Annotated in this window: 25 protein-coding genes, 1 pseudogene and 2 riboswitches; of the genes and pseudogenes, 18 read left to right on the forward strand and 8 right to left on the reverse strand. The window is 68.2% G+C overall.

What is annotated here, in order from left to right; all coding sequences use genetic code 11:
* Window positions 1-71: 71 nt before the first annotated feature.
* Window positions 72-857, reverse strand: a complete 786-nt coding sequence (locus AC06G6_RS03475; RefSeq protein WP_479826389.1) for a uracil-DNA glycosylase — start codon at window positions 855-857, stop codon at window positions 72-74.
* A gap of 107 nt (window positions 858-964) precedes the next feature.
* Here AC06G6_RS03475 and AC06G6_RS03480 point away from each other — a divergent pair, with 107 nt between their 5' ends.
* The 6 genes from AC06G6_RS03480 (at window position 965) to AC06G6_RS03505 (ending at window position 6,832) form a co-directional block, all read left to right on the forward strand.
* Entirely contained in the window at window positions 965-1,282 is a 318-nt protein-coding gene (locus tag AC06G6_RS03480; protein ID WP_479826391.1) for a DUF3263 domain-containing protein, read from the forward strand.
* A gap of 81 nt (window positions 1,283-1,363) precedes the next feature.
* A complete protein-coding gene (locus tag AC06G6_RS03485; RefSeq protein WP_479826393.1) occupies window positions 1,364-2,014 on the forward strand; it encodes a LytR C-terminal domain-containing protein in 651 nt (216 codons plus the stop codon).
* Between the two features lie 185 nt (window positions 2,015-2,199).
* Complete coding sequence (locus AC06G6_RS03490; protein WP_282382031.1) at window positions 2,200-2,406, forward strand: cold-shock protein; 207 nt, start codon at window positions 2,200-2,202, stop codon at window positions 2,404-2,406.
* Entirely contained in the window at window positions 2,403-3,764 is a 1,362-nt protein-coding gene (locus AC06G6_RS03495; RefSeq protein ID WP_479826395.1) for an ABC transporter substrate-binding protein, read from the forward strand. Before AC06G6_RS03490 ends, AC06G6_RS03495 begins: the two co-directional genes overlap by 4 nt.
* 319 nt (window positions 3,765-4,083) lie before the next feature.
* Window positions 4,084-5,721 (forward strand): chaperonin GroEL, encoded by a 1,638-nt coding sequence (gene groL, locus AC06G6_RS03500; RefSeq protein ID WP_160667642.1) that lies wholly within the window; start codon window positions 4,084-4,086, stop codon window positions 5,719-5,721.
* Window positions 5,722-5,842: 121 nt separating this feature from the next.
* Entirely contained in the window at window positions 5,843-6,832 is a 990-nt protein-coding gene (locus AC06G6_RS03505) for an RNase H family protein (protein ID WP_479826397.1), read from the forward strand.
* Window positions 6,833-6,859: 27 nt separating this feature from the next.
* On the opposite strand, the gene AC06G6_RS03510 is transcribed toward AC06G6_RS03505, so the two are convergent.
* From AC06G6_RS03510 to AC06G6_RS03520, 3 genes are all read right to left on the reverse strand, one after another.
* Window positions 6,860-7,147: a WXG100 family type VII secretion target gene (locus AC06G6_RS03510; protein WP_479826399.1), complete on the reverse strand. Its 288-nt coding sequence runs from the start codon at window positions 7,145-7,147 to the stop codon at window positions 6,860-6,862.
* A 124-nt stretch (window positions 7,148-7,271) separates the two neighbouring features.
* Entirely contained in the window at window positions 7,272-8,756 is a 1,485-nt protein-coding gene (locus AC06G6_RS03515) for a sensor histidine kinase (RefSeq protein WP_479828522.1), read from the reverse strand.
* 5 nt (window positions 8,757-8,761) lie between these two features.
* Window positions 8,762-9,472: a response regulator transcription factor gene (locus AC06G6_RS03520; RefSeq protein ID WP_307463506.1), complete on the reverse strand. Its 711-nt coding sequence runs from the start codon at window positions 9,470-9,472 to the stop codon at window positions 8,762-8,764.
* Window positions 9,473-9,691: 219 nt separating this feature from the next.
* Here AC06G6_RS03520 and AC06G6_RS03525 point away from each other — a divergent pair, with 219 nt between their 5' ends.
* Both AC06G6_RS03525 and AC06G6_RS03530 read left to right on the forward strand, forming a co-directional pair.
* Window positions 9,692-9,952 (forward strand): hypothetical protein, encoded by a 261-nt coding sequence (locus AC06G6_RS03525; protein WP_479826401.1) that lies wholly within the window; start codon window positions 9,692-9,694, stop codon window positions 9,950-9,952.
* A gap of 2 nt (window positions 9,953-9,954) precedes the next feature.
* On the forward strand, window positions 9,955-10,830 hold the full coding sequence (locus AC06G6_RS03530) for an FHA domain-containing protein (RefSeq protein ID WP_479826403.1): 876 nt from the start codon (window positions 9,955-9,957) through the stop codon (window positions 10,828-10,830).
* Window positions 10,831-10,920: 90 nt separating this feature from the next.
* Here the strand turns inward: AC06G6_RS03530 and AC06G6_RS03535 are convergent, their stop codons facing one another.
* From AC06G6_RS03535 to AC06G6_RS03545, 3 genes are read right to left on the reverse strand one after another with little or no spacing between them, the layout of a single operon-like run.
* Window positions 10,921-12,576 carry a DNA repair helicase XPB gene (locus AC06G6_RS03535; protein ID WP_479826405.1) on the reverse strand — a complete coding sequence of 552 codons (1,656 nt, stop codon included), beginning with the start codon at window positions 12,574-12,576 and terminating at the stop codon, window positions 10,921-10,923.
* A complete protein-coding gene (locus AC06G6_RS03540) occupies window positions 12,573-15,065 on the reverse strand; it encodes a helicase-associated domain-containing protein (protein WP_479826407.1) in 2,493 nt (830 codons plus the stop codon). The genes AC06G6_RS03535 and AC06G6_RS03540 overlap by 4 nt, the downstream gene beginning before the upstream one ends.
* Window positions 15,066-15,075: 10 nt before the next feature.
* Complete coding sequence (locus AC06G6_RS03545) at window positions 15,076-15,309, reverse strand: hypothetical protein (protein ID WP_479826409.1); 234 nt, start codon at window positions 15,307-15,309, stop codon at window positions 15,076-15,078.
* A gap of 178 nt (window positions 15,310-15,487) precedes the next feature.
* On the opposite strand from AC06G6_RS03545, the gene AC06G6_RS03550 reads away from it, so the two are divergent.
* The 3 genes and pseudogenes from AC06G6_RS03550 (at window position 15,488) to AC06G6_RS03560 (ending at window position 17,990) form a co-directional block, all read left to right on the forward strand.
* A complete protein-coding gene (locus AC06G6_RS03550) occupies window positions 15,488-15,871 on the forward strand; it encodes a cold-shock protein (RefSeq protein ID WP_024366560.1) in 384 nt (127 codons plus the stop codon).
* Between the two features lie 53 nt (window positions 15,872-15,924).
* Window positions 15,925-16,488, forward strand: a pseudogene (locus AC06G6_RS03555) (DUF3027 domain-containing protein); the annotation flags it as partial.
* A 194-nt stretch (window positions 16,489-16,682) separates the two neighbouring features.
* Window positions 16,683-17,990: an MFS transporter gene (locus AC06G6_RS03560; RefSeq protein ID WP_479828523.1), complete on the forward strand. Its 1,308-nt coding sequence runs from the start codon at window positions 16,683-16,685 to the stop codon at window positions 17,988-17,990.
* 54 nt (window positions 17,991-18,044) lie between these two features.
* On the opposite strand, the gene serC is transcribed toward AC06G6_RS03560, so the two are convergent.
* Window positions 18,045-19,172 (reverse strand): phosphoserine transaminase, encoded by a 1,128-nt coding sequence (gene serC / locus AC06G6_RS03565; RefSeq protein ID WP_479826411.1) that lies wholly within the window; start codon window positions 19,170-19,172, stop codon window positions 18,045-18,047.
* Window positions 19,173-19,456: 284 nt separating this feature from the next.
* On the opposite strand from serC, the gene AC06G6_RS03570 reads away from it, so the two are divergent.
* The 7 genes from AC06G6_RS03570 to AC06G6_RS03600 all read left to right on the forward strand — a co-directional run bounded on the left by AC06G6_RS03570 (window position 19,457) and on the right by AC06G6_RS03600 (window position 25,920).
* On the forward strand, window positions 19,457-20,152 hold the full coding sequence (locus tag AC06G6_RS03570; protein WP_307463523.1) for an iron-dependent transcriptional repressor DtxR: 696 nt from the start codon (window positions 19,457-19,459) through the stop codon (window positions 20,150-20,152).
* Between the two features lie 150 nt (window positions 20,153-20,302).
* A riboswitch (cyclic di-AMP (ydaO/yuaA leader) is annotated at window positions 20,303-20,510 on the forward strand.
* A gap of 4 nt (window positions 20,511-20,514) precedes the next feature.
* On the forward strand, window positions 20,515-21,336 hold the full coding sequence (locus AC06G6_RS03575; RefSeq protein WP_479826414.1) for a M23 family metallopeptidase: 822 nt from the start codon (window positions 20,515-20,517) through the stop codon (window positions 21,334-21,336).
* Between the two features lie 148 nt (window positions 21,337-21,484).
* A riboswitch (cyclic di-AMP (ydaO/yuaA leader) is annotated at window positions 21,485-21,646 on the forward strand.
* Between the two features lie 309 nt (window positions 21,647-21,955).
* Window positions 21,956-22,738, forward strand: coding sequence for an NlpC/P60 family protein (locus AC06G6_RS03580; RefSeq protein ID WP_479826416.1), 783 nt, complete (start codon window positions 21,956-21,958; stop codon window positions 22,736-22,738).
* Between the two features lie 220 nt (window positions 22,739-22,958).
* Entirely contained in the window at window positions 22,959-23,459 is a 501-nt protein-coding gene (locus tag AC06G6_RS03585) for an HNH endonuclease (protein ID WP_479826418.1), read from the forward strand.
* A 58-nt stretch (window positions 23,460-23,517) separates the two neighbouring features.
* Window positions 23,518-24,243 carry a molybdenum cofactor guanylyltransferase gene (gene mobA / locus AC06G6_RS03590; protein WP_479826421.1) on the forward strand — a complete coding sequence of 242 codons (726 nt, stop codon included), beginning with the start codon at window positions 23,518-23,520 and terminating at the stop codon, window positions 24,241-24,243.
* Window positions 24,227-24,514: a DUF6457 domain-containing protein gene (locus tag AC06G6_RS03595; protein WP_479826423.1), complete on the forward strand. Its 288-nt coding sequence runs from the start codon at window positions 24,227-24,229 to the stop codon at window positions 24,512-24,514. The genes mobA and AC06G6_RS03595 overlap by 17 nt, the downstream gene beginning before the upstream one ends.
* Complete coding sequence (locus AC06G6_RS03600; RefSeq protein ID WP_479826425.1) at window positions 24,511-25,920, forward strand: molybdopterin molybdotransferase MoeA; 1,410 nt, start codon at window positions 24,511-24,513, stop codon at window positions 25,918-25,920. Before AC06G6_RS03595 ends, AC06G6_RS03600 begins: the two co-directional genes overlap by 4 nt.
* The last annotated feature ends 1 nt before the right edge of the window (window position 25,921 follow it).

Below are 25,921 nucleotides of genomic sequence, written 5' to 3' on the forward strand. Positions count from 1 at the left end.
AACAACCGCCAACAACCCTGGGCCGAACCCTGCCTGTGAAGCCTGACTGTGAAGCCCGACCGGGACGCCTGCTAGGGGAGCGGAGGAAGTTCCCAGTCCACCGTGCCGTCGCCTTGCTCCTGAAGCAGCGTGTTGGCATGGCTGAACGGACGGGAACCGAAGAATCCCCGCGAGGCCGAGAGCGGACTCGGATGGGCGCTGGAGATCACGGGTGTGGAGCCCAGCAGCGGCCGGACGGTCCCGGCGTCGCGGCCCCACAGGATCGCCACGAGCGGCGCGGGCGAGCCGTCGGCGGTGACACGGTCCGCCACGGCGCTGATCGCCGCCGCCGTGATGGCTTCCCAGCCCTTGTTCCGGTGCGAGCCGGCCTCCCCGGCCCGGACGCTGAGAACCCTGTTCAGCAGCAGCACCCCCTGGTCCGCCCAGCCGCTGAGGTCGCCGTGGATCCGCGGCGGCAGCCCCAGATCGGCCTCGAGTTCCTTGTAGATATTCACGAGGCTGCGCGGGATGGGCCGGGTGGCGCCGTCGACGGCGAAGGACAGCCCGACGGCATGGCCGGGCGTCGGATACGGATCCTGGCCCACGATCAGAACCCGGACGTCCGCCAGCGGCCGCCGGAACGCCCGCAGCACGTTCGACGGCGACGGGAGCACCTCGTGGCCCTCGGCGACTTCCCGGCCGAGGAACGACAGGACCTCGCGCAACTTCCCCTCGACCGGGGCCAGCGCTCCGGCCCAGCCGGCAGCCACGAGCTCAGGCAGCGGCAGGCTGGCCAGCTCGGCGAAGCCCACGGATCGGGTCACTGCGGGCTCCAGCTCGAACAGGGCATCGGAGTCAAGGGAGTCGGAGGTAGGCACAGGGCTTATTCTCGCAGGGTGGCGAATGACAGCACTGTTATTCGCCCGTAACATGGGTGAAGACTTTTCACCGATCCAGCCGTACCGGAACAAGCAGGGAGTGTGTCGTGGCCGAACAAGCGCAGGAGCACCTTTCGACGGCGGAATCTGTCGCCGCCGTGACCAGTCCCGAGTCGCCGTTGGGCAGCCGGGACCAGCAGATGCTGGCGCTGGAACGGCAGTGGTGGAAATACGCCGGCGCCAAGGAACAAGCCATCCGGGAGCTCTTCGACCTCTCCGCCACGCACTACTACCAACTCCTGAACGCCCTCATCGACACCGAGGATGCACTAGCCCACGATCCGATGCTGGTGAAGAGATTGCGTAGACTACGTACGTCACGCCAACGTGCGCGCACTGCTCGCCGCTTGGGCTCAGACGCGTAATGCACAGCCGGAAGCGCGGATTCCCGCGCGGACGCCGGCGTGGGCACATCGTCAGAAATCAGCAAGGACGTCGTTTTTACCATGACCAAATACGCTCGGGATGAATTTGATCGGGTCCCGGAGACCTCCACACGCCAGGGTGTCCACCGGGCCGTCGCCGAAACCCGCCGACGCCGCCGTCTGGGGTCCATCCTGGCCGTCGGCGCCGCGGCGTTGGCCGTCGGCCTCGTGGCTTTCCTGATTCTGCCGAAGCTGGGATTCTCCTCCGCCGGCGAGACGATGGCGGTCTCGGCCGAGCAGGTGGGCAGCAGCGCCTCCGCGTCACCCGCACACACGGCCTCCGCGCCCGAGCCGACCAGCCCCGAGCCGACCAGCCCGGCCCCGGTGAGCGTGGAGGCCAGCGCAGCGCCCACCGCGTCCGCCACCCCCTCCGCGGCCGCCTCCGCGGCCGCCGTCGTCGACAAGACCCAGCCCGTAGCGGTCTACAACGCCTCGGGCACTGCGGGACTGGCCACCCGGGTGGGCGGAACCGTCTCCACCGCCGGCTGGACGATCGGCACAGTCGGGAACTGGGGCGGTGCGCCCCAGCAGCGTTCCGTCATTTTCTACAGCGGGGCCGCGCAGAAGAGCAACGCCGAAGCCCTTGGCAAACTCCTGGGCATCCCGACCGTCGTGGACTCGGCCGAATTCCAGCTCCCGCTCGTTGTTGTCCTGGCGCCAGGTTTCCAGTAGTCCGTTCCGGTTACGCCTGAATAACTATTGAACCCCTGACCCGACCCCGCCCTGCGCTCCGGCACAGGGCTGTGGGTACAGTAATTGCGGACTGTGTCTGCATCCTGTGCCTGCATCCTGCGTGACGCATTCCGCGGCCCACATTGTGGTGGGCCGCCCGCCAGTCAACTGAAAGTGTGGCCACCATGGCATTGGGAACCGTCAAATGGTTCAACGCCGAGAAAGGCTACGGGTTTATCACCGTGGACAGCTCCGGGGCCGATGTCTTTGTGCACTGGTCTGCCATCGCGGGGGAGGGCTACCGTGCCCTGGACGAGGGGCAGCGGGTCGAACTCGAGGTCGGCGAGGGCGAAAAAGGCCCGCAGGCCGAAAGCGTCCGGCCCGTCCAGTGACTTTCGCCGCCGCAGCGCACGCCCCGCAGGAAGCTGCCGGCAACGCCGCCGCTCGAAGGGCTCCCGGCAGCGCTCCCCGGCGCCGGTCTGCCGCCCAGCGGATCGGCCGCGCCGTGGCAGTGGCCGCGGCTGCTGCCCTGACCACAACCGCGTGTCTGGCCCCTACAGGCGGCGCCCGCGTGGGGCAGGCGGACGCGAGCGGTGACGGCACCCTGCGGATCGGGCTGATCCTCGACAACACCGGCCCGCAGAGCTTCCTCAACGCCCCCCAGCTGGCCGCCGCAAAACTTGCCGTCAAGGAAATCAACGCCGCCGGCGGCCACAAAGGAAAACCGGTGGAGCTGCTCCCGGAGACCATCGGCACGGACACCGCAGCGCAGGCCAAGGCGCTGGTCGCCGCCAAAGCCGACGTCGTCATCGGCCCGACGGACTCGAGCCGGGCGCCCGCCGCCATCGATGTCCTCTCCAACGCCAGGATCGCCATCATTTCCCCCGCGAACGCCGCCCGCGGGCTCAGCAGCTATGAGAGCGGCGGCTTCTATTTCCGGACCTCGGCAGCCGACGTTGCGCAGGCCCCCGTGCTGGTCAAGCTCGCCAAGGACAGCGGTGCCTCCACCCTCGCCGTGGTGTACGAGGAAGGCAGCTACGGCAAGGACGTCTCCACCGCGGTCGCCGCCGCAGCGCAGCAGTCCGGCCTCGGGTCCGTCGCCGTCGCGGGGTTCGTCCCGGGCCAGGCCCAGCAGGCGGCCGCTGCCGTGAAGGCGGCGGCTCCCGACGCCGTCGTCCTGGTCTCCCGGACCGGGGCGCAGGGCGCCATTGCCGAGCTGAACAACGCCGGCGTTGCCGGAACGAAGCTCATCCTCAGCGACGGTGCGGTCAACCAGTACGGCCCAGGCCTCGGCTCCAGCGCCCTCAGCGGTGCCCGGGGGATCCTGCCCGGGACCTTTGCCTCCGCGCACTTCCAGGGCGAACTGGTGTCCGTGGATCCCGCGCTGGCGGACATGACCTTTGCCGCTGAGACGTACGACGCCGTCAACCTCGCCGCCGTTGCGGCCGCCGCGGCGGAGGACGACGCCGGCGCCTCCGTTGCGGCCAGCCTGATCGCCGTCTCCGGCGGCAAGGTCCAGGCGTCCGGCGGCTCCGGGCCCTCCGGCGACGCCGCGGTCTGCAAGAGCTACCAGGAGTGCCTCGACGTCCTCCGGGCCGGGAAGCAGCCCGACTACGACGGCGAATCCGGGCGGATCGGCTTCGATGCCAACGGTGATATCAGCTCCGCGAACTACGTCGTCTACACGTACGGTGCGGACAACACGGCAACTATGAGCGGCAGCGAGACGGCCAGCAGCAACGGGAGTTAATCGCCCGTAGCGTATTGCGTCGTGCCGGAGCACCGCCAGCGGGCCGGTGCAGGGCGTTCCCCCGCGCGCACTGCTTGCACTCTCCCCGGGGGAGTGCTAATTATTGAGTTAGCACTCCCGCGTATTGACTGCTAAAACGACGCCCGGTTCGCCCGGCCGCGAAGTTGCAGCAGCCGCCTCCGGGAGCGAAAGAAACACCTGGCTGGGGTGAGATCCCTGGCCCGGCGGCATACAGAGGCCGCAGGGCAAGGATCGTCCGTCGCGGGCACCGCAGCAAAGGTTCATTCTTAACGACTGTCCCGAAAGGACTACTGCCGTTATGGCCAAGATCATTGCATTTGATGAAGAGGCACGCCGCGGTCTTGAGCGGGGCCTGAACATCCTCGCCGACGCCGTCAAGGTCACCCTCGGCCCGCGTGGACGCAACGTCGTCCTCGAAAAGAAGTGGGGCGCCCCCACGATCACCAACGATGGTGTTTCCATCGCCAAGGAGATCGAGCTGGACGATCCTTACGAGAAGATCGGCGCCGAGCTGGTCAAGGAAGTTGCCAAGAAGACGGATGACGTCGCCGGCGACGGTACCACCACTGCCACCGTGCTGGCTCAGGCCCTGGTCAAGGAAGGCCTGCGCAACGTCGCGGCCGGCGCTGATCCCCTGTCCCTCAAGCGCGGCATCGAGAAGGCTGTCGAAGCTGTCACCCGCGAGCTCCTGGCCTCCGCCAAGGAAATCGAAACCAAGGAAGAGATTGCCGCCACCGCGTCGATCTCTGCCGGTGACAACGAGATTGGCGCCCTGATTGCCGAAGCCCTGGATAAGGTCGGCAAGGAAGGCGTCATCACCGTCGAGGAGTCGAACACGTTCGGCCTCGAGCTGGAGCTCACCGAAGGCATGCGCTTCGACAAGGGCTACATCTCCGCATACTTCGTCACCGACGCTGAGCGCCAGGAAACGGTCCTTGAGGATCCGTACATCCTGATCGTCAACTCGAAGATCTCCAACGTCAAGGAACTGGTTGCTGTCCTCGAGAAGGTCATGCAGTCCTCCAAGCCGCTGCTGATCATCGCCGAAGACATCGAGGGCGAGGCCCTGGCCACCCTGATCGTCAACAAGATCCGTGGCACCTTCAAGTCCGTCGCCGTCAAGGCTCCGGGCTTCGGCGACCGCCGCAAGGCGCAGCTCGCCGACATCGCCATCCTCACCGGTGGCCAGGTCATCTCCGAGGAAGTCGGCCTCAAGCTTGAGACCGCCGGACTCGAACTCCTGGGCCGCGCCCGCAAGGTCGTTGTGACCAAGGACGAGACCACCATCGTCGAGGGTGCAGGCGACGCTGACCAGATTGCCGGCCGCGTTTCCCAGATCCGCGCCGAAATCGAGAACTCCGATTCGGATTACGACCGCGAGAAGCTGCAGGAACGCCTGGCCAAGCTGGCCGGCGGCGTTGCAGTCATCAAGGCCGGTGCCGCAACCGAGGTCGAGCTCAAGGAACGCAAGCACCGCATTGAGGACGCTGTCCGCAACGCCAAGGCTGCTGTTGAAGAGGGCATCGTCGCCGGCGGTGGCGTCGCCCTGATCCAGGCCGGTGCCAAGGCATTCGCCAACCTGCAGCTCGAAGGCGACGAGGCAACCGGTGCGAACATCGTCCGCGTTGCCATCGACGCCCCGCTGAAGCAGATCGCCTTCAACGCCGGCCTCGAGCCCGGCGTTGTCGTCGACAAGGTCCGCGGCCTGCCTGCAGGCCACGGCCTGAACGCAGCAACCGGCGAGTACGTCGACCTGCTGGCTGCCGGCATCAACGACCCGGTCAAGGTCACCCGCTCTGCCCTGCAGAACGCGGCTTCCATTGCCGGCCTGTTCCTCACCACCGAGGCCGTTGTGGCCGACAAGCCGGAGAAGAACTCCCCGGCCATGGGCGGCGGCGACGACATGGGCGGCATGGGAGGCATGGGCGGTTTCTAACCACCCGGCTTCCGGCGCCGGCCAGTCCAGCGCTGAACGTCCAGTTCAACGACGGCGGTCCCACCTTCTGGTGGGGCCGCCGTCGGCGTTGGAGGCCGTCCCGGTCTGGCAGGATAGTGCAGTGACGATTACAGCAGCAGCCGACGGTTCGGCTTTAGGAAATCCCGGCCCGGCCGGATGGGCCTGGTATGTGAGCGACGACTGCTGGCGGGCCGGGGGATGGCCGCACGGCACCAACAACATGGGCGAGCTCATGGCCGTGCTGGACCTGTTCCGCTCCACCGCGCACCTGCCGGGCGAGCACCTGCACATCCTCTGCGACAGCCAGTACGTCATCAACTCCGTCACCAAGTGGATGCCGGGCTGGAAACGCAAGGGCTGGCGCAAGTCCGACGGCAAGCCCGTTATGAACGTCGAGCTGCTCAAAGACATTGACCAGGCGCTGGCCGGCCGCAAGTACACATTCGAATGGGTGCGCGGCCACGCCGGGCACGACCTGAACGAGGCCGCGGATGACCGCGCGCGCGCCGCTGCGACGGCGTACCAGCAGGGCGTCGCCGTCCGGCAGGGCCCCGGCTTCGGCGCCGCCGCCGAGGCGCCGGCCCCCTCCGCCGGGACCGCTCCCGCAGCCGCCCAGGGCACACCGGCCGCGCAGGCCGCGCCCGCCCTGGCCGGCCAGCAGCAGCTGTTCGGCGAACCGTCGCTCTTCGATGAACCCGACCTCTTCAGCGAGCTCGACGAGGACCTCACGCCCGCCCCGGGCACCGACGCGAGCCCGGAAGCCATCGTCGAGGCCTTGGAACGCGAACTCCTGCTGCCCGAAACCCGCGCGGACCTCGGACGCACCGGTGTGCTGCTGCACCCGGACTTCACCGAGATCGGCAGCTCGGGCCGGATCTGGACCCGGGACGCGGTGCTGATGTCCCTCGAAGATCACCCGGGAGCCCCCATTGAGCTGGAACTGCTGGGCGCGGATCGGCTGGGCGAGCAGACGGTCCTCCTGATCTACCGCAGCCATGCCCGGTCGGGGACCGTCCTGCGCAGCTCCCTGTGGGTCCACGACGGCGCTCAGTGGCGTCTTCGCTTCCACCAGGGCACGCCCGAAGCCTGAGCCCTTCTCAGGCGGTGTGGCGGCCGCTCAGCTGAAACGCTGGGTATTGTGCAGTTCGGCCTGGGCGTAGCTCGCCGCTGCGGAGTTCAGCGCCAGGTTGATCGACGCCAGGGACGCCTCAACCTTTCCCTGGGTCAGGGTCCACTCGGTCACGAGGGCCTGGAAGTTTGTGGCTGCCGAGCCGCGCCACGTGGCCTGCAACTCGTCGAGGCCGTGTTTCATCGCCTGGACGTCAGCGCTGATCCGGTCGACCGTGGCCTTGACGTTTGCCGATTTGAGCTGGAGGAGTTCCGTGTCGACGGAAATGATGCTCATGGGATTGCCCTCTCTGCGGTGCCTGATCCGGAATCTCCGGACCCTTCGAGCCTAGGCAGGCCGCCGGAGCCCGGGGACCGCGCGGTCCGGCTATGTGGACAAGCTTGCAGGGATCCCGGCCGGGCTACTGCCCGTCATCGTCACCGGGACCGGTGCCGGCACCCGGACCGTCATCCTCCGCCTCGTCCAGGAACGGAAGGCTGACCACCAGGGTGGCCCCGCCGCCGTCGGTCTTCGCGACCCGGACGGTGCCGGCATGCGACCCGACGATGGCCGCGACGATCGCCAGCCCCAGCCCGCTGCCGCCGGTTTCCCGGGTGCGGGAGGTGTCCGCGCGGTAGAACCGCTCGAAGATCCGCGCCGCTTCCTCGTCCGGGACGCCCGGGCCGTGGTCGCGGACCTCGATGACCGACTGCCGGGCGCCGTCCTCGGCGGTCCGGACGCCGACGGCGAGTTCGATGGGCGTGCCCTCGGGGGTGTAGCGCAGGGCGTTGCCCACGAGGTTCCCGACCACCTGGCGCAGCTTGGCCTCGTCGCCGAGCACCGGCGCCGGACCGGGGGGACCGCCGTCGAGCCCGGTGAGGGTGATGACGCGGCCGCGGTCGCTGGCCTGGGTGTCCACCACGGCGTCGTTGGCAAGCAGCAGCAGGTCGGCGGGCTTTTGCTGCAGCGGCCGCTGCTCATCGATCCTGGCCAGCAGCAGCAGGTCCTCCACCATGGTTCCCATCCGTTTGGCTTCGCTTTCGATCCGCCCCATGGCGGTCGCCACGTCCTCCGGGGTGGACAAGGCGCCGTGCCGGTACAGCTCGGAGAAGCCGCGGATCGTCACGAGCGGGGTGCGCAGTTCGTGGGAGGCGTCAGCGGCGAAGCGGCGCATCCGCGCCTCGGAGGCCATCCGGGCGGCAAAAGCGGTCTCGATATGGGCGAGCATGGCGTTGAGGGAGCTGCCCAGCCGGCCCACTTCGGTGTTGGGGTTTTCGATCTCGACGCGCCGGGAGAGATCGCCGGCGGCAATCGCCGCGGCGGTCTTTTCGACCCGGGCCAGCGGCCGGAAGGACCGCGAGATGCTCCAGGTGGCGATGAAGAACGCCAGGACCAGAGTCAGCAGCCCGACGCCGACGACCACCAGGACGGCGTGTTCCATCACGGAATCGACCGGCCCCAGCGGGAGACCGATGACCACCACGGAGCTGCGCTGGTTGCTGTCGACGACGTTGAGCGCGACCACCCGCCAGTTGCGTCCATCCGTGCCGCGGACCTGGAACGGGTTCTGCACGCGGGCCGCGACGTCGGCGGCGTTGATGGCGGTGATGTCCGGGTGGAGTTTCTTGTCGCCGCCGAACGGCAAGGGGGGCTGTCCCGGGGTGAAGAGGATCAGCGAATAGTCGGTGGGGATGCTCTGGTTCTGGTCCTGAAGCTGGCTGAAGGACTGCTGCTGGCGCACCGAGGAGACTGCGGCCCGGAGTTTGTCATCGACCTGCCCCTGCAGATAGCTGTGCAGCAGGGTCAGGGTCCCTGCGCCGGTGACGGTGAGGGCCACCAGCATCAGCGCGGTCATGATGGCGACAAGCTGCGACCGCAGCGATGCCGACTTCCAACGGTCCAGCAGCAAGGTCAGCGCTTCTCGGCCGTCCGCAGGACGTAGCCGACGCCCCGTTTGGTCTGGATCAGGGCCGGGGCGTCCGGATCAATATCCACCTTGCGGCGCAGATAGGAAATGTAGGACTCAACGATCGAGGCATCCCCGTTGAAGTCGTATTCCCAGACGTGATCCAGGATCTGGGCCTTGGACAGCACCCGGTTGGGGTTCAGCATGAGGTAGCGCAGGAGCTTGAATTCGGTGGGGGACAGCTCGACCACGGTGCCGCCGCGGCGCACCTCGTGGGCGTCGTCGTCGAGCTCCAGGTCATCGACGCGGATGACCGCGTCGTCATCCTGCAGCGGCTGGGTGCGGCGCAGCACGGCGCGGATGCGGGCCACCACCTCGTCGAGGCTGAAGGGCTTGGTGACGTAGTCGTCGCCGCCCACGGTCAGGCCCATGACCTTGTCCTCGGTGTCATCCTTGGCGGTCAGGAAGAGAACGGGGAAGTGCTTGCCCGCCGCGCGCAGCCGGCGGGTGACGGTGAAGCCGTCCATATCCGGCAGCATGACGTCCAGGACGGCCAGATCGGGGGAATGCAGGTCCGCCGCCGCCAGGGCCTCGCGCCCGTTGGACGCCGAGACGACCTCGAAGCCGGCGAAGCGCAGGGACGTGGACAGCAGCTCGCGGATGTTCGGTTCATCATCGACGACGAGCAGCTTGGCTTCGGGTCCGTTCTTTTTCATATTCCCATGATGCTCCCAGAATCTGGGAGTTTTCTGAAAGGCAGATGTGTGTTTTGTGGGCCAGGACCGCCACCGGACAGCCCGGGACCCGCGACCGGGTGAGCGGAGCCGGTTCCAGTGAAGGCATTCCCCTGCGCCGACAGCGACATTAGAGTGGCCGTATCGAAACCAATCCGCCGCCGCGGCTTGCACGCGGGTACCCAATGAAGGGGACACAAAGTGACGACTGAGAGCAACGCAGGGGACAGTTCAGGCGCCGTTGACCGGAGCATCCGCGACTGGGCGGATCTTGCCGAAGAGATGTGGTCGTACTTGACCGGCAAAGGCGCCGCTATCAACTACAACTTCGTCGACATGACCATCGAGGTTCCCCGCGACATCGGACCGGACGCACCGCGGGCCACGTGGAAGCTGAACGGGAGCCTGCGCGTGACCACCAGCGACAAGGACGCGGTGGGTTCCGACGAGAACAGGGGCTGACCATGGCCCCGCGGTTCAGGGCTGACATCAACCTGGACTTCTCCCTCCAGGAGGCGTCCGGGGAGGAGGCTCGCGGATCGGTGAAGGCGTCCGGGACTGAAGTGGTTGTCGCGCTGGAGCGGATCGACGCCCTGCTCTCGCAGCGGCTGCCGTCCCTGGGCGATCTCCGGCCCTTGGCCAAGACGCTCTCGGACCAGGGGCTGACGGTGGTCGTGGACGGACCGGACGGCAGGATCATCAGTCTCGGCGCCGTCGGGGCTCCGGCCTCGCAGCGGGTGATTACCAGGTCACCCCACATCAAGCTGGGAAAGCTGGGAGCGCTGGCACCCATGCTGAAACGGGGCCGGCGTTCCCCTGCCCGGGAATTTTCCCTGCTGCCGCCGGGCACCCTTCTGCCGCTGCTGCCGACGGTGAAGCGCAGGATTCCCCGCCGCATCACGACGACCCACTACACGCGGGGCGGCGGACGGCCGCGGCTGATTTTCGTGCAGGACTCGAAGTCCTGGAACGGGCAGGTCCCGCGTGAGTTTAGCCTCACCGCGGAACGGGTGCGCATCGGCAGTGATGAATCCGCCGAACTGCAGCTTCCGGGTCTCGACGGGGTGCATGCCGAAATAGTCCACAATGACCGGGACGAATACGTCCTGGTCCGGCACGGCAAGGTCACCGGCAGCTTCGGTCCGGGGTCGGCGTCGGTGTTGCGGACCGGCTCGCGCCTCCAGATGGGACCGTGGTGCCTGGCGTTCTTCCGTGAAGAATTTGCCGACCACGGACGCCCCTTCGGCGGCCGCAGCGGCGGCGAATTCGCCTACCAGCGCCCGCAGCGCGACCCGCGTACCGGAGCCCTGGAGCAGGACGGCTCGACGTACATCCGCTAGTGCGGGCCAAACGGCGGCGCCGCCCGGAAAGCGGTGCAGGACCCTGGATGGAGGGCTGTGGCTGCGCAGCCCGGAAGCGTGTGCGCCGGGTTACTCGGTGGGGGAGCTGGTGCCGACGTCCCGGGCATCCATGATCCGGTAGGCGTAGCCCTGCTCGGCCAGGAAGCGCTGGCGCTTGGCCGCGAAGTCCTGGTCCAGCGTGTCCCTGGCCACGAGGGAGTAGAAGCGGGCGGCGCGGCCGTCCTTCTTGGGACGCAGCAGACGGCCAAGGCGCTGGGCCTCCTCCTGCCGGGAGCCGAAGGACCCGGACACCTGGATCGCGACGGAGGCCTCAGGCAGGTCAATGGAGAAGTTGGCGACCTTGGACACCACGAGCGTCTGCACCTCGCCGGCGCGGAAGGCATCAAAGAGCCTCTGGCGTTCCTTGACGGGGGTGTCGCCCTTGATCACCGGAGCGTTCAGGCGCTCGCCGATCTCGTCCAGCTGGTCTATGTACTGGCCGATCACCAGCAGCTGCTCGCCGGCGTGCCCGGCCACGAGCTGTTCCACCACCAGGGTCTTGGACTCGGACGTGGCGCACAGCCGGTACTTGTCCGCGTCCTCGGCCATCGCGTAGGCGACACGTTCGTCGCGGGGCAGGTCGATCCGGACTTCGACGCAGTCGGCCGGCGCGATATAGCCCTGCGCCTCGATGTCCTTCCACGGCGCGTCATAGCGCTTCGGGCCGATCAGGCTGAAGACTTCGCCCTCGCGGCCGTCCTCGCGGACCAGGGTGGCGGTGAGGCCGAGCCGGCGGCGGGCCTGCAGGTCCGCCGTCATCCGGAAGATCGGGGCCGGCAGGAGGTGGACCTCGTCGTAGATGATGAGCCCCCAGTCGTTGCCGTCCACCAGCTCCAGATGGGGGTAGAGCCCGCCGCGCTTGGTGGTCAGGACCTGGTACGTGGCGATCGTCACGGGCCGGACTTCCTTGACGGAGCCGGAGTATTCGCCGATCTCCTCCTCGGTGAGGGAGGTCCGCTTGAGCAGCTCGTCCTTCCACTGCCGGGCGGACACGGTGTTGGTGACCAGGATCAGCGTGGTGGTGGAGCTGGTGGCCATCGCGGCGGCACCCACCAGGGTTTTACCGGCCCCGCAGGGGAGCACGACGACGCCGCTGCCGCCGGCCCAGAAGTTCTCCATCGCCAGCTGCTGGTACGGGCGGAGCTTCCAGCCGGACTCGTCGAGCAGGATGGGGTGCGGGGTGCCGTCGACGTAGCCGGCCAGGTCCTCGGCCGGCCAGCCGATCTTGAGGAGCAGCTGCTTGAGCTGCCCGCGCTGGGAGGAGTGCACCACCACGGTCTCGCCGTCGATCCTGGGACCCAGCAGCGGGGCGATCTTCTTGGCCCGGCTGACTTCCTCCAGCACCGGGTAGTCCGAGGTGCGCATGACGAGGCCGTGCTGGGGATCCTTCTCGAGCCGCAGCCGGCCGTACCGGGACATCGTCTCCTCGACGTCGATCAGCAGGGAATGCGGGACCGGGAAGCGGGAGTACTTCAGCAGCGTGTCCAGCACTTTTTCGGCGTCCAGGCCGGCAGCCCGGGCGTTCCAGAGGCCCAGCGGCGTCAGCCGGTAACTGTGGATATGCTCGGGGGCGCGTTCCAGTTCGGCGAACGCGGCGATGGCGTGGCGTGCCTCGGTGGCGAGTTCGTGGTCCACTTCGAGCAGGATGGTTTTGTCACTCTGGACGATCAGCGGTCCATCGTTCACTGGAGCATTTCCTCTGCGGCTTCTACGTCAATAATCCGGTGGATGGACAGGACGCGTTCGGTTTCCTTGTCCGGGTCGAAGACCCGGACCCGTCCGCCGTTCACAGCTACCGGAACAACTGTTTCCCGCACGGCATTCCCCATGCCGTCGACGACGTTCATCACCACACGCTGTTTGAGCCGGATCGCCTTCTGCAGGGTTTCCAGCCCCAGCTGCGTCGCTTCCTCACTGCCGGGCGCCGCGGGGGGAAGCACGGATGCGCCGCCGGCGGCGGTGCGTTCGCTGCGCAGGACTGCCAGCTGGGCGTCGACGTCGGCTTCCGGCGGGGCGGTGCGCGGGGCGCTGTAGACCGGCCGGACACTGCCGGGCACCGCCGTGGTGCGGCGCAGCCGGATGCCGCCGGACTCGGATTCGTCCACCGCCGGGGACAGCCCCAGGCTCCGCAGCAGCTGGGCTGTTTCCCGCGGTGCGGCGTGCGAGACCAGCACGGTGGGGGCGATCCGGACCAGGCCGAGGCCGGCGGCGCCGGGTGTGTTGAGCAGTTCCAGCAGGGCCATTTCGTCGTCGCTCTGGATGAAGCTCGCGGCGGACCCCACCCGCAGCCTGGCGTGGCGGGCGGCGGTGTCCTCGATCAGGTACTTCAGCGGCTGCGGGATCGCCGTGGCCGAGTGCAGGCCCAGGAAGTCCAGCATCGCCTGGGCGTCCTGGCCGGCGTCGAGCGCGCGCCGGACCGAGGCGACCGAGAAGCGGTAGATCGTGGCGGGGCCCTGGCCTTCGGCGTCGGCCATGGTGAGGAGTTTCTCGGTCAGGTCCGGGGCGAGATAGCCGGGCGCCACCGCCGTCAGGTCGGCCTGGAGCAGGACGTGGTTCAATGCGGCCGGGAGGTGTTCGCCCAGGATGTTCATCGCCTCATCGGGCTGTTCGGCGGCGATGGCCGCGCCGATCTGGCTGAGCGCGCCCGAGCCGATGAGGCCGAGCAGTTCGGCCTCGGCCAGGATCCCGCGGACCAGCGAGCTGAAACGCCGCGCCATCCGGGGCTGGGTCCAGTCGGCGCGTTCCAGCACGGCCGCGGCGTCCAGGACCGGGGCCTGTCCGTCGTGGGCCGCGGCCTCCTGGGTCAGTTCGGCCAGGATTTCCAGGATCCGTTTCCGGACGATGGGGGCGTCCGGGCGCTGGGCTTCGGCCGAGAGCGCGTTGATGGTGTTGCCGGCCGCGCCGCGGTGCAGGGCCGGGACCGCGGCCTGGCCGTTGACGGGCTGTCCCACCAGGGACGGCGCGCGTTCGCTGGCGAGCCAGGCGTTGACCAGCCAGAGCCACTGTTCCTGGCGCGGCAGCGTCAGCCACTCCAGCTGCGCCGGCTGGACCCAGGCGGAACTGTCCACGTCCAGGCGGATGAGGCCGGACAGGGCGCACAACTCGGCCAGCACCCCGGCGTCGTGCATCTCGATCCGCAGCCCGTCGGCCAGTCGTTTGAGCTCCCGGACGCCCACGCCGCCGCTGCGCAGGGTGACGAGGGGCTGTTCGCGGACGCTGTACAAAAGTTCACCCACCAGCCGCAGGGTCTCGGCGATCGCGCCCAGGGCGGCGTTGCGGCGCAGCGCCGCCGAGGTGGAACCCAGCCGCGGCACCGGCGGAGTCAGTGCGAACTTCTCGATGACAAAACCGCCGCGCAGGGACACCCCGACGCTGTGCGGAAGTTCCACATGGGCGGCGTCCAGCGGCACCAGCAGCCCGCGGGCCAGGAGCCAGTCCACCGGTCCGACGTCGGCGGCCTCGTGCAGCACGGAGGCGCGCCGTTGCGCCTGGGGAACGGCGCCCATGGCCCAGTTCCCGAAGCGTGCGAGCAGCGCGGGGGTGCGTTCCGGGGCGGTGGCCAGGATCTGCCGCAGGGACTCCGGCGTGGCCGTCCAGTGCTGCAGCGACAGTGCGGCCTCCATCGGCGTGGCTGCGGGGGAGATGGCCGCGCCGCTGCGGTGCAGCTCCCCGACGAGCTGGACCACACGCTGCGCGAAAGCCGGCTGGAGCCGGACCAGCTCGGTGTAGCTGCGCCCGAGTCCGGCCGGGTAGATCCCGATGACGTCCTTGAGGCTGCCGACCGGCAGGTAATAGCGCTGCTTTGATCCCGCGGGCGGCGCGCCGGGCGGAGGCTCCGCCCGGTGGACAAGGGCCAGTTCCTGAAGCGAATGCAGCATCTTTTCGATGGCGGTCAGGGTCGCGCCGTTGATCAGCTTCTTCAGCATCGGGGCCGAGGCGCTGTGCCCGGTGTCCGTGTTCGTGCACAGGTGCAGGGTTTCCAGGACCTGCATTTCCGGGCGGTTCAGCCGCTCCAGGGCCCGCTGCACGCTGACGCGGCCGCTTGCGCGCGCAGCGAGGGCGGCGAAGTCCGGCACACCCGGGGAAATGAGGTCCGGCCGCGCGGAGAACAAGGCCCGCAGCGAGTCATCGCTGCGTGCCTGCAGTTCCTTGCTCAGCGCGCGGATAAGAGACATCAGTGCAAGGCTACCTTTCGTCCGGCTCTCGCGGGCGTCTTCGGGCTGCGACGCCGTCGATCACGAGCAAGAGCATAAGCAGGAACGCCACGGGAAGCCCATAGAGGGCGGTGGAGGTGATCCAGGCGGGCGACACGGCGTTATTGAAGGCCATCGCCATCACGACGCCGACGGCCGTGAGCGACAGCACGGCGGCGGCAGCCGCAACAATATACAGTGGCCGCCGGAAACGCAGTGGAGTCATGGAGCTAACGCTAACAGTCCGGCCTGTCCCGCGCCCCAAACGGTCAAAATAGGCCGGGCAGGATAACCTTGAAGGAACAGACCAACACGGTCCTGGCAGTCATACCCTGAACCCGCATATCAATGCGGATGCGGTGACCGCCGGCCGTGTCACCAGCAGAACGAAGAAGGTTGATTACGTGCCTACCGGCAAGGTCAAGTGGTATGACAAGGAAAAGGGCTTCGGATTCCTCGCGGGCGAGGACGGCCAGGAAGTCTTCCTGCCGAAGTCCGCGCTGCCCGAGGGCGTAACCGAGCTTAAGGCCGGCACGCGGGTTGAATTCGGCGTGGCCGACGGCCGCAAGGGCGCCCAGGCCCTGGGCCTGCGCGTGCTGGACAAGACACCCTCGATCGCCAAGGCCAAGCGGCCCAGCGCAAAGGACCTCGCCCCGCTGGTTCAGGATCTCGTCTCCGTGCTGGACAACCTGTCCGGAACCCTGTCCGCGGGCAAGTACCCGGAAGGCAACAAGGGCAAGGCGATCGCCGTCGCCCTGCGTAAGGTTGCCGACGAGCTGGACGCGTAGGCTCCGCGTTGACTCCGGAAACTGATCAGACCGCCTCCCCCGCCGGGGACAAAATTGCCGCCGCGGACAGGAACGCCGGGGACAAAAAAGCCGGAACCAAAGAAGGCAACAAGCCGCGCGCCGGGGTTCCCGTCTGGCGCACCGGCAAGCCCGACGCCTTCCTGGCCGCCGCCGTCGACGTCGCCCGTGCCGCCATCGAGGGTATCGCCCCCGCCGAACAGATCGGCCGGCACCTCGCGGCCAAGAGTGAGGGCGACCGCCTGGTCACGCACCTGTTCGAGTCAAAACTGGCCGGCTATGGTGGCTGGCAGTGGTACGCCGTGCTCACCCGGAACTCGCGGTCCAAAGTAGTGACGGTCGACGAACTGGGACTCTTGCCCTCCGAAGACTCGATCCTGGCGCCCGAATGGGTCCCGTGGGCCGAACGTGTCCGCCCCGGCGACGAACAGGGCGAGGACGAACTCGCGGCGGCCGTAGGTACGGCACCGCCGGAGGACGCCGCTGGAGCCGACGCGCCCCTGGACGCGCTCGACGCCGTTGAGTCCGAGGACGACTCCGACGACGATTCCGACGACGATTCCGACGACGACGCGCCCGAAGACGACTCCGACGATGCAGACGGCAACGCGGACGGCGCCGGCGACGAGTACGACGCTGACGATGTCGACGACGATGACTCCGCCGACGACGACGACGACGACGATGTCCCGGGTGCGGCCACCGACGGCGCGCCGGACGACGAGCTGCCCGCAGCGCAGGCTGACTAACGGTTGGAACCATCCGGGATGCTGCACAGTGAGGGCTGGACATGATGTCCACCTTCAAGTCCCTGCACATCCTGAACTACCGGATCTGGTTCATCGGTGCGGTGATCTCCAACATCGGGACCTGGATGCAGCGCACGGCCCAGGACTGGCTGGTCTTTGACCACCTGACCGATCACGATGCCAGCGCCATGGGCATCACGATGGCCCTGCAGCTCGGACCCCAGCTCTTCCTTGCCCCCGTGGCCGGGCTGCTGGCCGACCGCTTCAACCGCAAACAGCTGCTCATCCTGACCCAGTCCGCGATGGCGGTGCTCAGTGCCGGGCTGGGCATCCTGGTGGTGTCCGGGGCCGCGCAGCTCTGGCATGTCTACGGCTTCGCGCTGCTGCTCGGCGTGGTGTCCGCCTTCGACGCGCCGGTGCGGCAGACCTTCGTCTCGGAACTGGTCCGCGACGACTACCTGCCCAACGCGGTGGCCCTCAACAGCGCCTCCTTCAACGTGGCCCGCATGATCGGGCCCGCGGTGGCCGGCATCCTCACGGTCGCCGTCGGCCCCGGCTGGGTCTTCCTGATCAACACCCTGACCTTCGTGGCGCTGCTGCTGAGCCTGTGGAAGATTCCCACCGCCTCGCTGCGCCAGCTGCCCCGCGCCGCACCCGGCAAAGGCCGGATCCGCGAGGGGCTGCGCTATGTGCGGTTCCGGCCGGACATCGTGGTGGTGCTGGTCGCGGTCTTTATCGTCGGGACCCTGGGGCTGAACTTTGTGCTGTTCATCGCGGCCATGGTCGGCACGGAATTCGGCCTCGATGCCAGCGCCTTCGGGCTGATGAATTCCATCATGGCCATCGGCTCCGTCGCCGGCGCCCTGCTGTCCGCGGGCCGCAAGAAGCCCCGGCTGCGGATCATTTTTGGTGCGGCCGGAGCTTTTGGCGTCGCCTCCGGCATCGCGGCGCTGGCCCCCAGCTACTTCTGGTTCGGCGTGGCGCTGGTCCCGGTGGGGCTCTTCGCCATCACCATGATGACGAGCGCCAACGGCTACGTGCAGACCACCACGGACCCGGTGATGCGCGGACGGGTGATGGCGTTGTATATGGCGATCTTTATGGGCGGCACGCCCATCGGCGCCCCGTTCGTCGGGTGGGTCGCCAACGTCGCCGGTCCCCGCTGGTCCCTCAGCGTCGCCGCCGCCTCCGGCCTGATCGCGGCCCTGATCGGGCTGGTGTGGATTGTCCGGGCCCGGCAGCTGCGGATCCGGTTCGACCGGCGCGCCCGGGGGCTGCGCTACTTCCGCGTGGTGTCCGCCGGCCCGGGGATCCCCGGCGGCCCCGACGCCGACGGCGCCGCCCGGGAGTAACCCGGACGACGCCGTCGAACCGCTGACGGCTGGGGGCCGCGCGGGCGCGGAGAGCTACTTCTTCAGCTCGCCGACCACAAAGTCGATGCACTCCAGCAGCGCCGACACATCGTCCGGCTCGATCGCCACGAAGGTCGCGATGCGGAGCTGGTTGCGGCCCAGTTTGCGGTAGGGCTCCGTGTCGACGATGCCGTTGGCGCGGAGCACCTTCGCGATCGCCGCGGCGTCGATGGAGTCATCGAAGTCGATCGTCGCGATGACGTTGGAGCGTTCCTCGGCCTTCGCCACGAACGGGGTGGCGTACTCCGAAGCTTCGGCCCAGCGGTAGATGCGGCCGGCGGAATCCGCAGTCCGCGCCGAGGCGAAGTCCAGTCCGCCGTTCGCGTTGAGCCACTGCACCTGGGCCTCGAGCGTGACGAGCGTGGCCAGGGCCGGAGTGTTGTAGGTCTGGTTCAGCCGCGAGTTGTCAATCGCCGTCTGAAGGTCCAGGAAGTCCGGGATCCAGCGGCCGCCGGCCTTGATCCGCGCCGCACGTTCCAGCGCCGCCGGGGAGAACAGGCCGAGCCACAGGCCGCCGTCGGAGGCAAAGTTCTTCTGCGGGGCGAAGTAGTAGACGTCCGCTTCGGCGACGTCGACATCCAGCCCGCCGGCAGCCGAGGTGGCGTCCACCAGGACGAGGGAGCCTGCGTCGGCGCCGGCCACACGCTGGACCGGAGCGGCAACGCCGGTGGACGTCTCGTTCTGCGGCCAGGCGTAAACATCGACGCCGGCCTCGGCTTTGGCCACCGGGCGGGTGCCCGGTTCGGACTTGATGATGGTGGAGTCCGCCAGGAAGGGTGCCTTGTTGGTGGCGGAGGCGAACTTCGAGCCAAACTCGCCAAAGGACAGGTGCTGGGCCTTGTTCTCCACCAGGCCGAAGCTGGCGACATCCCAGAACGCCGTCGATCCGCCGACGCCCAGGATGACTTCATACCCCTCGGGGGCGCGGAAGAACTGGCTGAGCCCGTTCCGGACCGATCCCACCAGGTTCTTGACCGGCGCCTGGCGGTGGGAGGTACCCAGCAGCTGCGACGCCGCGGCGAGGGCTTCCATCTGCTCCGGACGGACCTTGGACGGTCCGGCGCCGAACCGGCCGTCCTTGGGCAGGAGGTTTGCGGGAATCGTGATGCTGGTGTCGCTCACAGTGGCTCCAATTTTCGGCTGGTACAAAATCTTCGGCTGTTACAGAAAGTGTGGCTCGAGAGGTGGCCCGGCAGCGTCGCTGCAGCGGAGCCCTGCGTTTCATTCTGCCTGACTGCCCGGCGGGGGCGGCAAAAAAGCCCGTCACAGTCCGGTCACTGAGATTATCCGGAGTAATTCAAAATAGGCTAAGCTGGCCTGCGAACGTACGGCGGACCCCGCCAGGGCGCCTGCATCACGCGGTACGGTGGGAAGACGCAAGGACGGCGCTCGAGGAGCTGAGCTGAATGACGGATCTGATCGATACAACCGAGATGTATCTTCGGACCATTCTGGAACTTGAAGAAGAAAACATCGTCGCCCTCCGCGCCCGCATCGCCGAGCGGCTGCGCCACTCCGGCCCCACCGTTTCCCAGACCATCGGCCGGATGGAACGCGACGGGCTGGTGGTTGTTTCCGGCGACCGCCACCTGGAACTGACGGAAACAGGCCGGAAACGTGCCATCGAAGTCATGCGCAAGCACCGCCTGGCCGAGCGTCTCCTGGCTGATGTGATCGGGCTCGACTGGGCCTACGTGCATGAAGAAGCCTGCCGCTGGGAACACGTCATGAGTGAGCGGGTGGAGCGGCGGATCTTCGAACTGCTGAATCATCCCACCGTTTCGCCCTATGGCAACCCGATTCCGGGCCTTGCTGAGCTGGGCGGCCTGCCGTCCCAGCCCTATGCCGACGGCGTCGTGAACCTGCTGGAGGCCATGGCCGGCTACGGACCGGATTCCCGGATCAGGGTCAATCGGCTCGCCGAGCCCATCCAGGTCGAACCCGAACTGCTCGTCCAGCTTGATGAGGGCGGCATCCGCCCCGGCGCACTGGTGTCGCTGGAGCGCGTGGGGGAGTACATCTCGGTGCGGGTGCCCGACATCGAGGGCGCACTGGAGCTCCCGCCCGAGGTGGCGGCCCACGTCTTTGTTACCGTCGGCTAACAGAAGCTCACCGGGCAACTCGTGGGACCTGCCATGAGATATGCACAGGTCGGTAACGGATTTATCACTGGACGGCTTAATCGCCTATAGTTGATCACTAGTACCGATACCAAAGCGTTATCTGATCCGAAGCCGAACTCTGCCAGCGGATCAGTCGCAGAACCACCTTCTGGCAGGGGCGGGGGAACCACTTCCGGCTGTTAAACAGCCTTGGGGTGAAGTCCGTCAGCGGCAAGCACACTCCACCGAGGACCTCCTTTATGCCTCTGTGCCTGGATGCTTGCTTCGGCGGACCGGGTCTTTGATCTCTCTGACCCGAATCCGACAGCTAACTCCGCAGGCTCTCCAGAGAGGAACCGTTTTTGACCACCCAGATCGTCAGGGGCCGCCGCCGTGCGACCGGTCCCGCTCCGGAGCCGCGTCCGGCCGTCGCCGTCCAGGCCGACCGCCCACGTGACGCGCACCGCGATGAGCGGCGGGGCCGCCGCAGCCCGTTCCGCCAGGTAACGGACTTCGCCGCCGCCAGTGGCGTGGGGCAAAAGGCCGGTATCGCCCTGGCCGCCACGGGACTGGTCCTCACCGTCACCGTCCCGGCCACGGGCCCCGTTATGGCCACGGACGCCGGCCCAACCGCCGGATCCCTCTCCGCCACGGTCCAGCCGGATGTCACCGCCGCCGAGGCCAAAATTGACTTCAACCGCACCGCCGTCACCACCCAGAGTGACCCGGACGGCAAGCTCAAGCAGCTCCTGAGTGCCCAGTCGGCCGGCTCCATCACCCGCGCGGCCTCCTCGGGCAGCCTCGGGGCGCCCCTGGGCCAGCTGAAGACGGCGTCGCCCTTCGGATACCGCGTCAGCCCCATCACCGGCGGCTCCGGGGAGTTCCACCGCGGCCAGGACTACGCCGCCCAGTGCGGCACGGCCGTCCTTGCGGCCGCCAGCGGCACGGTCACCTTCACGGGATGGCACCCCTATGGCGGCGGAAACCGTGTGGTGATCGACCACGGCAACGGCCTGGAGACCACCTACAACCACTTGTCCTCCGCCAGCGTCAAGGTGGGCCAGCAGGTCTCCCGCGGCGCTGCCGTGGCGATGAGCGGCACCACCGGCGCCTCCACGGGCTGCCACCTTCACTTCGAGGTCATGGTCAACGGCGAAGTCGTCGACCCGACCGGCTGGCTCTAACAGAGCTGATGGGACACTCTCGCATTCTTATGACACGCCGTGATCTGAATGTGACATTGAGCCCCAACTGCTGTACCGTATGACCTACGCCAACTTTTCCGAAGTTGGCGCTCTTGAGTGGATTGCCTAGCTCTGCCACCGCTCAAGGTCCGTTCGCATGACATCGTCTGGCAGGGGCGGGGGAACCAATTTTGGCCTTCGAAATTGAAGGCCTTGGGGTTAAGTCGCAAAAGCTTCCCAGGAAGCAGCGCGGCCGGGTGACTCCCATCCGAATCCGACAGCTCACCTCGTAGGCATTGGGAGAGGCTACTTTCGTGTCTTCACGCCACAATGCTGCGCGTCACCGCGCTTGCGCGGCTCTTACGAGCCCGCTGAAATCCAACCTCGGCCGTGTCCTTTGTGGCGCCCGGAATGGATCTCACACCGCCGTCTCAATCTCTGCTGAGTCCGGCCCGCAGGCCATGCACCTGCAAGCAGTTCCCGCTTTTGGCGCGTCTTCGCAGTACACCCTTCGCTAAGTAACCCATTTCGGGGCGATCCGGCGTACCCCCAAGATGCCGGAGCGTCCTCAGCCCGCGCCCAAAAAGCGTGGACCCAGGATCACGAAAGAGAGAACTTAATGACTACTCGTGCAAACGCACGGCACCGCGCCGAGGTCACCAAGACCAACTCGCTGGCCGTCATTGCCAAGGCCGTCGGCGACAACGCCGGTGGCATGGGCCGCCAGGCCGCAGTTATCGCTGCCGCCTCCGGCCTCGTCCTGACCAGCGGTATCGCAGCCAACGCTGCTGAGGCCAACGTTCAGCGCGAGTCCACCTCCGCTTCCACCCTCGAAGTCCAGTCGGCCGCCCCGGCGACCATCTCGGCCGCTTCGACGATCGCCATCTCCTTCGAGAAGCCGGCCGTCACCACCACGCCGGCCCCCGTCGTCGAGGCCCCGAAGCCTGTTGTGAAGGTCCAGGAGACCCCCACAGCAAACACGGCCAAGACCGCCAGCACCAAGGTCGGCGCCACCGCAGCCCCGGCCGCCGGCACCGCGGCTGCCACCACCCAGGCTCCGGCCGTTGCCAGCGGCATGGGCGCCACGATCGCCGCTGCCGCCTACGCCCAGCTCGGCGTTGGCCAGGACTGCACCGCACTCGCCACGAACTCGCTGGCTGCCGCAGGCATCAACTACCACGGCTGGCCGGCAGGTTACCTGTCCCTCGGCCGCACCGTGAGCGCCTCCGCTGCCCTGCCGGGCGACCTCGCCTACTACGCGAACGGCGGATCGGGCCTGGCCCACATCGCTGTTTACGTCGGCGGCGGCAAGGCTGTCCACGGCGGCTGGAACGGTGGAACCACCTCCCTGCAGAGCGTCAACGTCGGCTCCGGCCCGGTCTTCATCCGCGTCGGCGGCTAAGACAGCAACTGCTAGCAGCACCAAGGACCCCTGCCATTCGGCAGGGGTCCTTTGCGTTGCCGGGACGTGAACTTCAGCGGATACGGGCGGGGCCGGCAAAAAAGATTCGGTGAAATGGCATGTCCGTGTTTACTCTTGTTTTGTCGATCCATAGCCCGACCATGCAGAGGGCAGCCGGCCCTCGTGCCCCTGGCGGGTGCGGCCGTGAAGAGGTATGCGGATGCGCACTCTCGTTCTGAATGCTGGATATGAACCGCTGGCGGTTGTGACCTTCCGCCGGGCGCTCGTCCTTGTGCTGACCGGAAAGGCCAGCGTCGTGGCGGAAGGCGACGATCCTGTCGTCGGGCCGCAGGACGTCCTGGGCCGGCCCTCGGTGATTCTTTTGCATCGCTACATCAGGCCCCGGTACAACACCGTGACGGCGGTGAGCCGCCGCGGGGTGCTCCGCCGGGACGGACACCGCTGCGCCTACTGCGGCAAAGCCGCCCACACCATCGATCATGTCCAGCCCAAATCCAGGGGCGGTGCAGATTCCTGGGAAAACCTCGTCGCTGCCTGCCTGCGGTGCAACAACGCCAAAGGCGACCATACCCCGGGGGAAATGGGGTGGAAGCTCGGCTTCAGCCCCGCGCCGCCGAAGGGCACGACCTGGCAGATCAAGGAACTGGAGAAGCCGACGCCTGCCTGGGACCCTTTCCTCCTGCCGGAATCCGCTGCCTGACACGGCGTGCCCCGGCCGCTGCGCCGGGACTGGAGATCTGGCCAGTTAGGCTGGGCCGATGGAATTCGACGCTGTCATCCTGGCCGGGGGCCGGTCGTCCCGGCTCGGAGGTGTGCCCAAGTCCGGTCTGATGCACGACGGCGCCACTCTCCTGGAGCGCGCCCTGCAGGCCGCACGCGCCGCGGCGGCCGTCGCCGTCGTCGGGCCCGACCCGGGAACCCTGCCCGAGGGAGTGCTGAGCTGCCGGGAGGAGCCGGCCTTCGCCGGCCCCGCCGCAGCGGTCGCCGCCGGGATCTCCGCCCTCGAAGAGCACCGCAGCCGTGACCCCCGCCATCCTGCCGCGGCACCCCTGACGCTGGTCCTCGCCGTCGACATGCCCCGGGCGGGCGCCGCCGTCGGGACACTGCTGGCAGCCGCCGCGGAAGCCCCACCGGGCGAGGGGCTGATGGCGGTGTCTGCTGACGGGCGCCGGCAGCCCCTGGTCGGCCTATATAGCACGGCTGCGCTACAACGGTGCGTGGCCGACGCCAGGCAGCGCGGCGCGCTCGACAACGCATCGATATTCTCCCTTCTTGCTAGGCTGGAGGTGCGGGAAGTCAGCGTCCCCCGGGGATCCACGGATGACGTGGATACTTGGGACGATGCGTCCGCGTTGGGGGTGACCGGCCCGGATGACGGCCATGGCTTCGACGGCCATCACCGCGACAGCCATAACCCAGGCCTCCGGCCCGGGGTTCCCCCGCTGAACTCGACTTTGGAGGCAAACGGTGAAAAGCCAGGATGAAACACTCGAAGACTGGTGCCGTGCCCTGCTTCAGGCCCTGGAACTGGAAGACGTCGAGATTGACGTGAACGAGATCCTGGCCCTGGCCGGGGTGGCGGCGCACTCCGTGGTGCGCCCGGCCGCGCCGCTAACAACGTTTATTGCCGGCTTTGCGGCAGGGCTGGCCTCGGGATCCGGCCAGGCCACGGATGCCGCCTCGATGCAGGCCGCGATGGGCGTCGCCCGGAAACTGGCCAAGGACTACGCGGCCAGCGAAGCCCCCGGGGCATGACACCTGCACCCCCTCACGGCAGTCCAGCTGCCGCGGCGGATGAGCCTGCGCCCCATCGGCACCTCGCGCACACCTGGCAGGAAGCCCGGCAGCTTGCCTTCGACTGCGCCGCTCCCATCCCCGCCGCACCCGTGGCCCTCCGCGACGCGCTGGGACGGAAACTCGCCGCCGATGTGGCGGCGCTCGTGGACATGCCGCACTACGCCTCCTCCGCCATGGACGGCTGGGCCGTCAACGGCAGCGGACCGTGGATCCTCGCCGAACCCGGCCAACGGCTGGCGCCGCACCAGGCCAGCCCGATCGTCACGGGCGGGCTGATTCCCCCCGGAGCGAAGGCCGTGCTGCGGAGCGAAAGTGGCACCATTGCCGCCGACGAGGACGGGCTGCCGGTCCTGCAGCTCGGCGGCGGGGCGAAGCCCGGCGAGCCGCGAAACGGCGAGCACATCCGGAAAGCCGCGGAGGAAGCCGCCGCCGGAGAAGTGCTGATCAAGGGCGGCACCGTGCTGAACCCCGCCCATCTGGCCCTCGCGGCCCTCGCCGGCCACGACACCCTGCCGGTCCTGGGCAAGCCCGTCGTCCGGCTGGTGTTCACCGGCTCGGAAGTGGTCACAGCCGGGATCCCCCGGCCGGGGGAGGTGCGCGACACCTTCGGTCCCCAGCTCGCCGGCGTCGTGGAAATGCTCGGCGGGATCTGTGCCGGCGAAACGAAAATCGGCGACAGCTACGCTGAATGGCTCACCGCGCTCGAGGACACCGACCCGGCGGCCGAACCCGCGGCTGCCGATGAGCCGCAGCCGACGGTCCGGTCCGGCGCCGAACCGTTGCCCGCCGACGTCGTCATCACCACGGGCGGTACCGGCCGGTCCGGGACCGACCACCTGCGCCGTTCCGTGGCCGAACTCGGCGGGCGGCTGCTGATCGACGGCATCGCGATGCGCCCCGGCCATCCTGCCGTGCTGGCCGAACTGCCGGACGGCAGATTCATCATCGGGCTGCCGGGCAACCCGCTCGCGGCCATGATGGCACTGTCCACGATCGGCGCCCCGCTCCTGGCGGCGCTGGGGCACCGGCCTCCGCCGCCGGTCACCGAGCTGCCTTGCGGCGCCATGATCGACCCTGACCCCGGCCGGACCCGGCTGATGCCCTTCCGGCTCCTCTATGGCATGGCCTCTCCGGCGCAGCACACCGGACCGGGAATGATGCGCGGGCTGGCCGCGGCCGACGGCGTCCTGGTGGTCCCGCCGCACGGAGTCCAGCTGGGGGAGACCGTCCCGGCCTTCACCCTTCCCTGGGGCACACCCCTGCCGGAACCGGCGCCACCCAAAGACAAGCCCGCCCCCAAGCGGCCCGCCCGGAAGCCCGCCGGTACCGGCGGTCCCGTGGACTGGAGCGAACTGCTGGGGTAGC

The organism is Arthrobacter sp. CJL-S3 (assembly GCF_056711635.1).

Bases quoted from the DNA above. Each gene is read 5' to 3' on its own strand.
- AC06G6_RS03530 (WP_479826403.1), top strand. From the start codon at position 9,955: ATGGCCCCGCGGTTCAGGGCTGACATCAACCTGGACTTCTCCCTCCAG.
- AC06G6_RS03560 (WP_479828523.1), top strand. From the start codon at position 16,683: ATGTCCACCTTCAAGTCCCTGCACATCCTGAACTACCGGATCTGGTTC.
- AC06G6_RS03570 (WP_307463523.1), top strand. From the start codon at position 19,457: ATGACGGATCTGATCGATACAACCGAGATGTATCTTCGGACCATTCTG.
- AC06G6_RS03585 (WP_479826418.1), top strand. From the start codon at position 22,959: ATGCGCACTCTCGTTCTGAATGCTGGATATGAACCGCTGGCGGTTGTG.
- groL (WP_160667642.1), top strand. From the start codon at position 4,084: ATGGCCAAGATCATTGCATTTGATGAAGAGGCACGCCGCGGTCTTGAG.
- AC06G6_RS03490 (WP_282382031.1), top strand. From the start codon at position 2,200: ATGGCATTGGGAACCGTCAAATGGTTCAACGCCGAGAAAGGCTACGGG.
- AC06G6_RS03600 (WP_479826425.1), top strand. From the start codon at position 24,511: ATGACACCTGCACCCCCTCACGGCAGTCCAGCTGCCGCGGCGGATGAG.
- AC06G6_RS03545 (WP_479826409.1), bottom strand. From the start codon at position 15,309: ATGACTCCACTGCGTTTCCGGCGGCCACTGTATATTGTTGCGGCTGCC.
- AC06G6_RS03520 (WP_307463506.1), bottom strand. From the start codon at position 9,472: ATGAAAAAGAACGGACCCGAAGCCAAGCTGCTCGTCGTCGATGATGAA.
- AC06G6_RS03580 (WP_479826416.1), top strand. From the start codon at position 21,956: ATGACTACTCGTGCAAACGCACGGCACCGCGCCGAGGTCACCAAGACC.
- AC06G6_RS03510 (WP_479826399.1), bottom strand. From the start codon at position 7,147: ATGAGCATCATTTCCGTCGACACGGAACTCCTCCAGCTCAAATCGGCA.
- mobA (WP_479826421.1), top strand. From the start codon at position 23,518: ATGGAATTCGACGCTGTCATCCTGGCCGGGGGCCGGTCGTCCCGGCTC.
- AC06G6_RS03485 (WP_479826393.1), top strand. From the start codon at position 1,364: ATGACCAAATACGCTCGGGATGAATTTGATCGGGTCCCGGAGACCTCC.
- AC06G6_RS03540 (WP_479826407.1), bottom strand. From the start codon at position 15,065: ATGTCTCTTATCCGCGCGCTGAGCAAGGAACTGCAGGCACGCAGCGAT.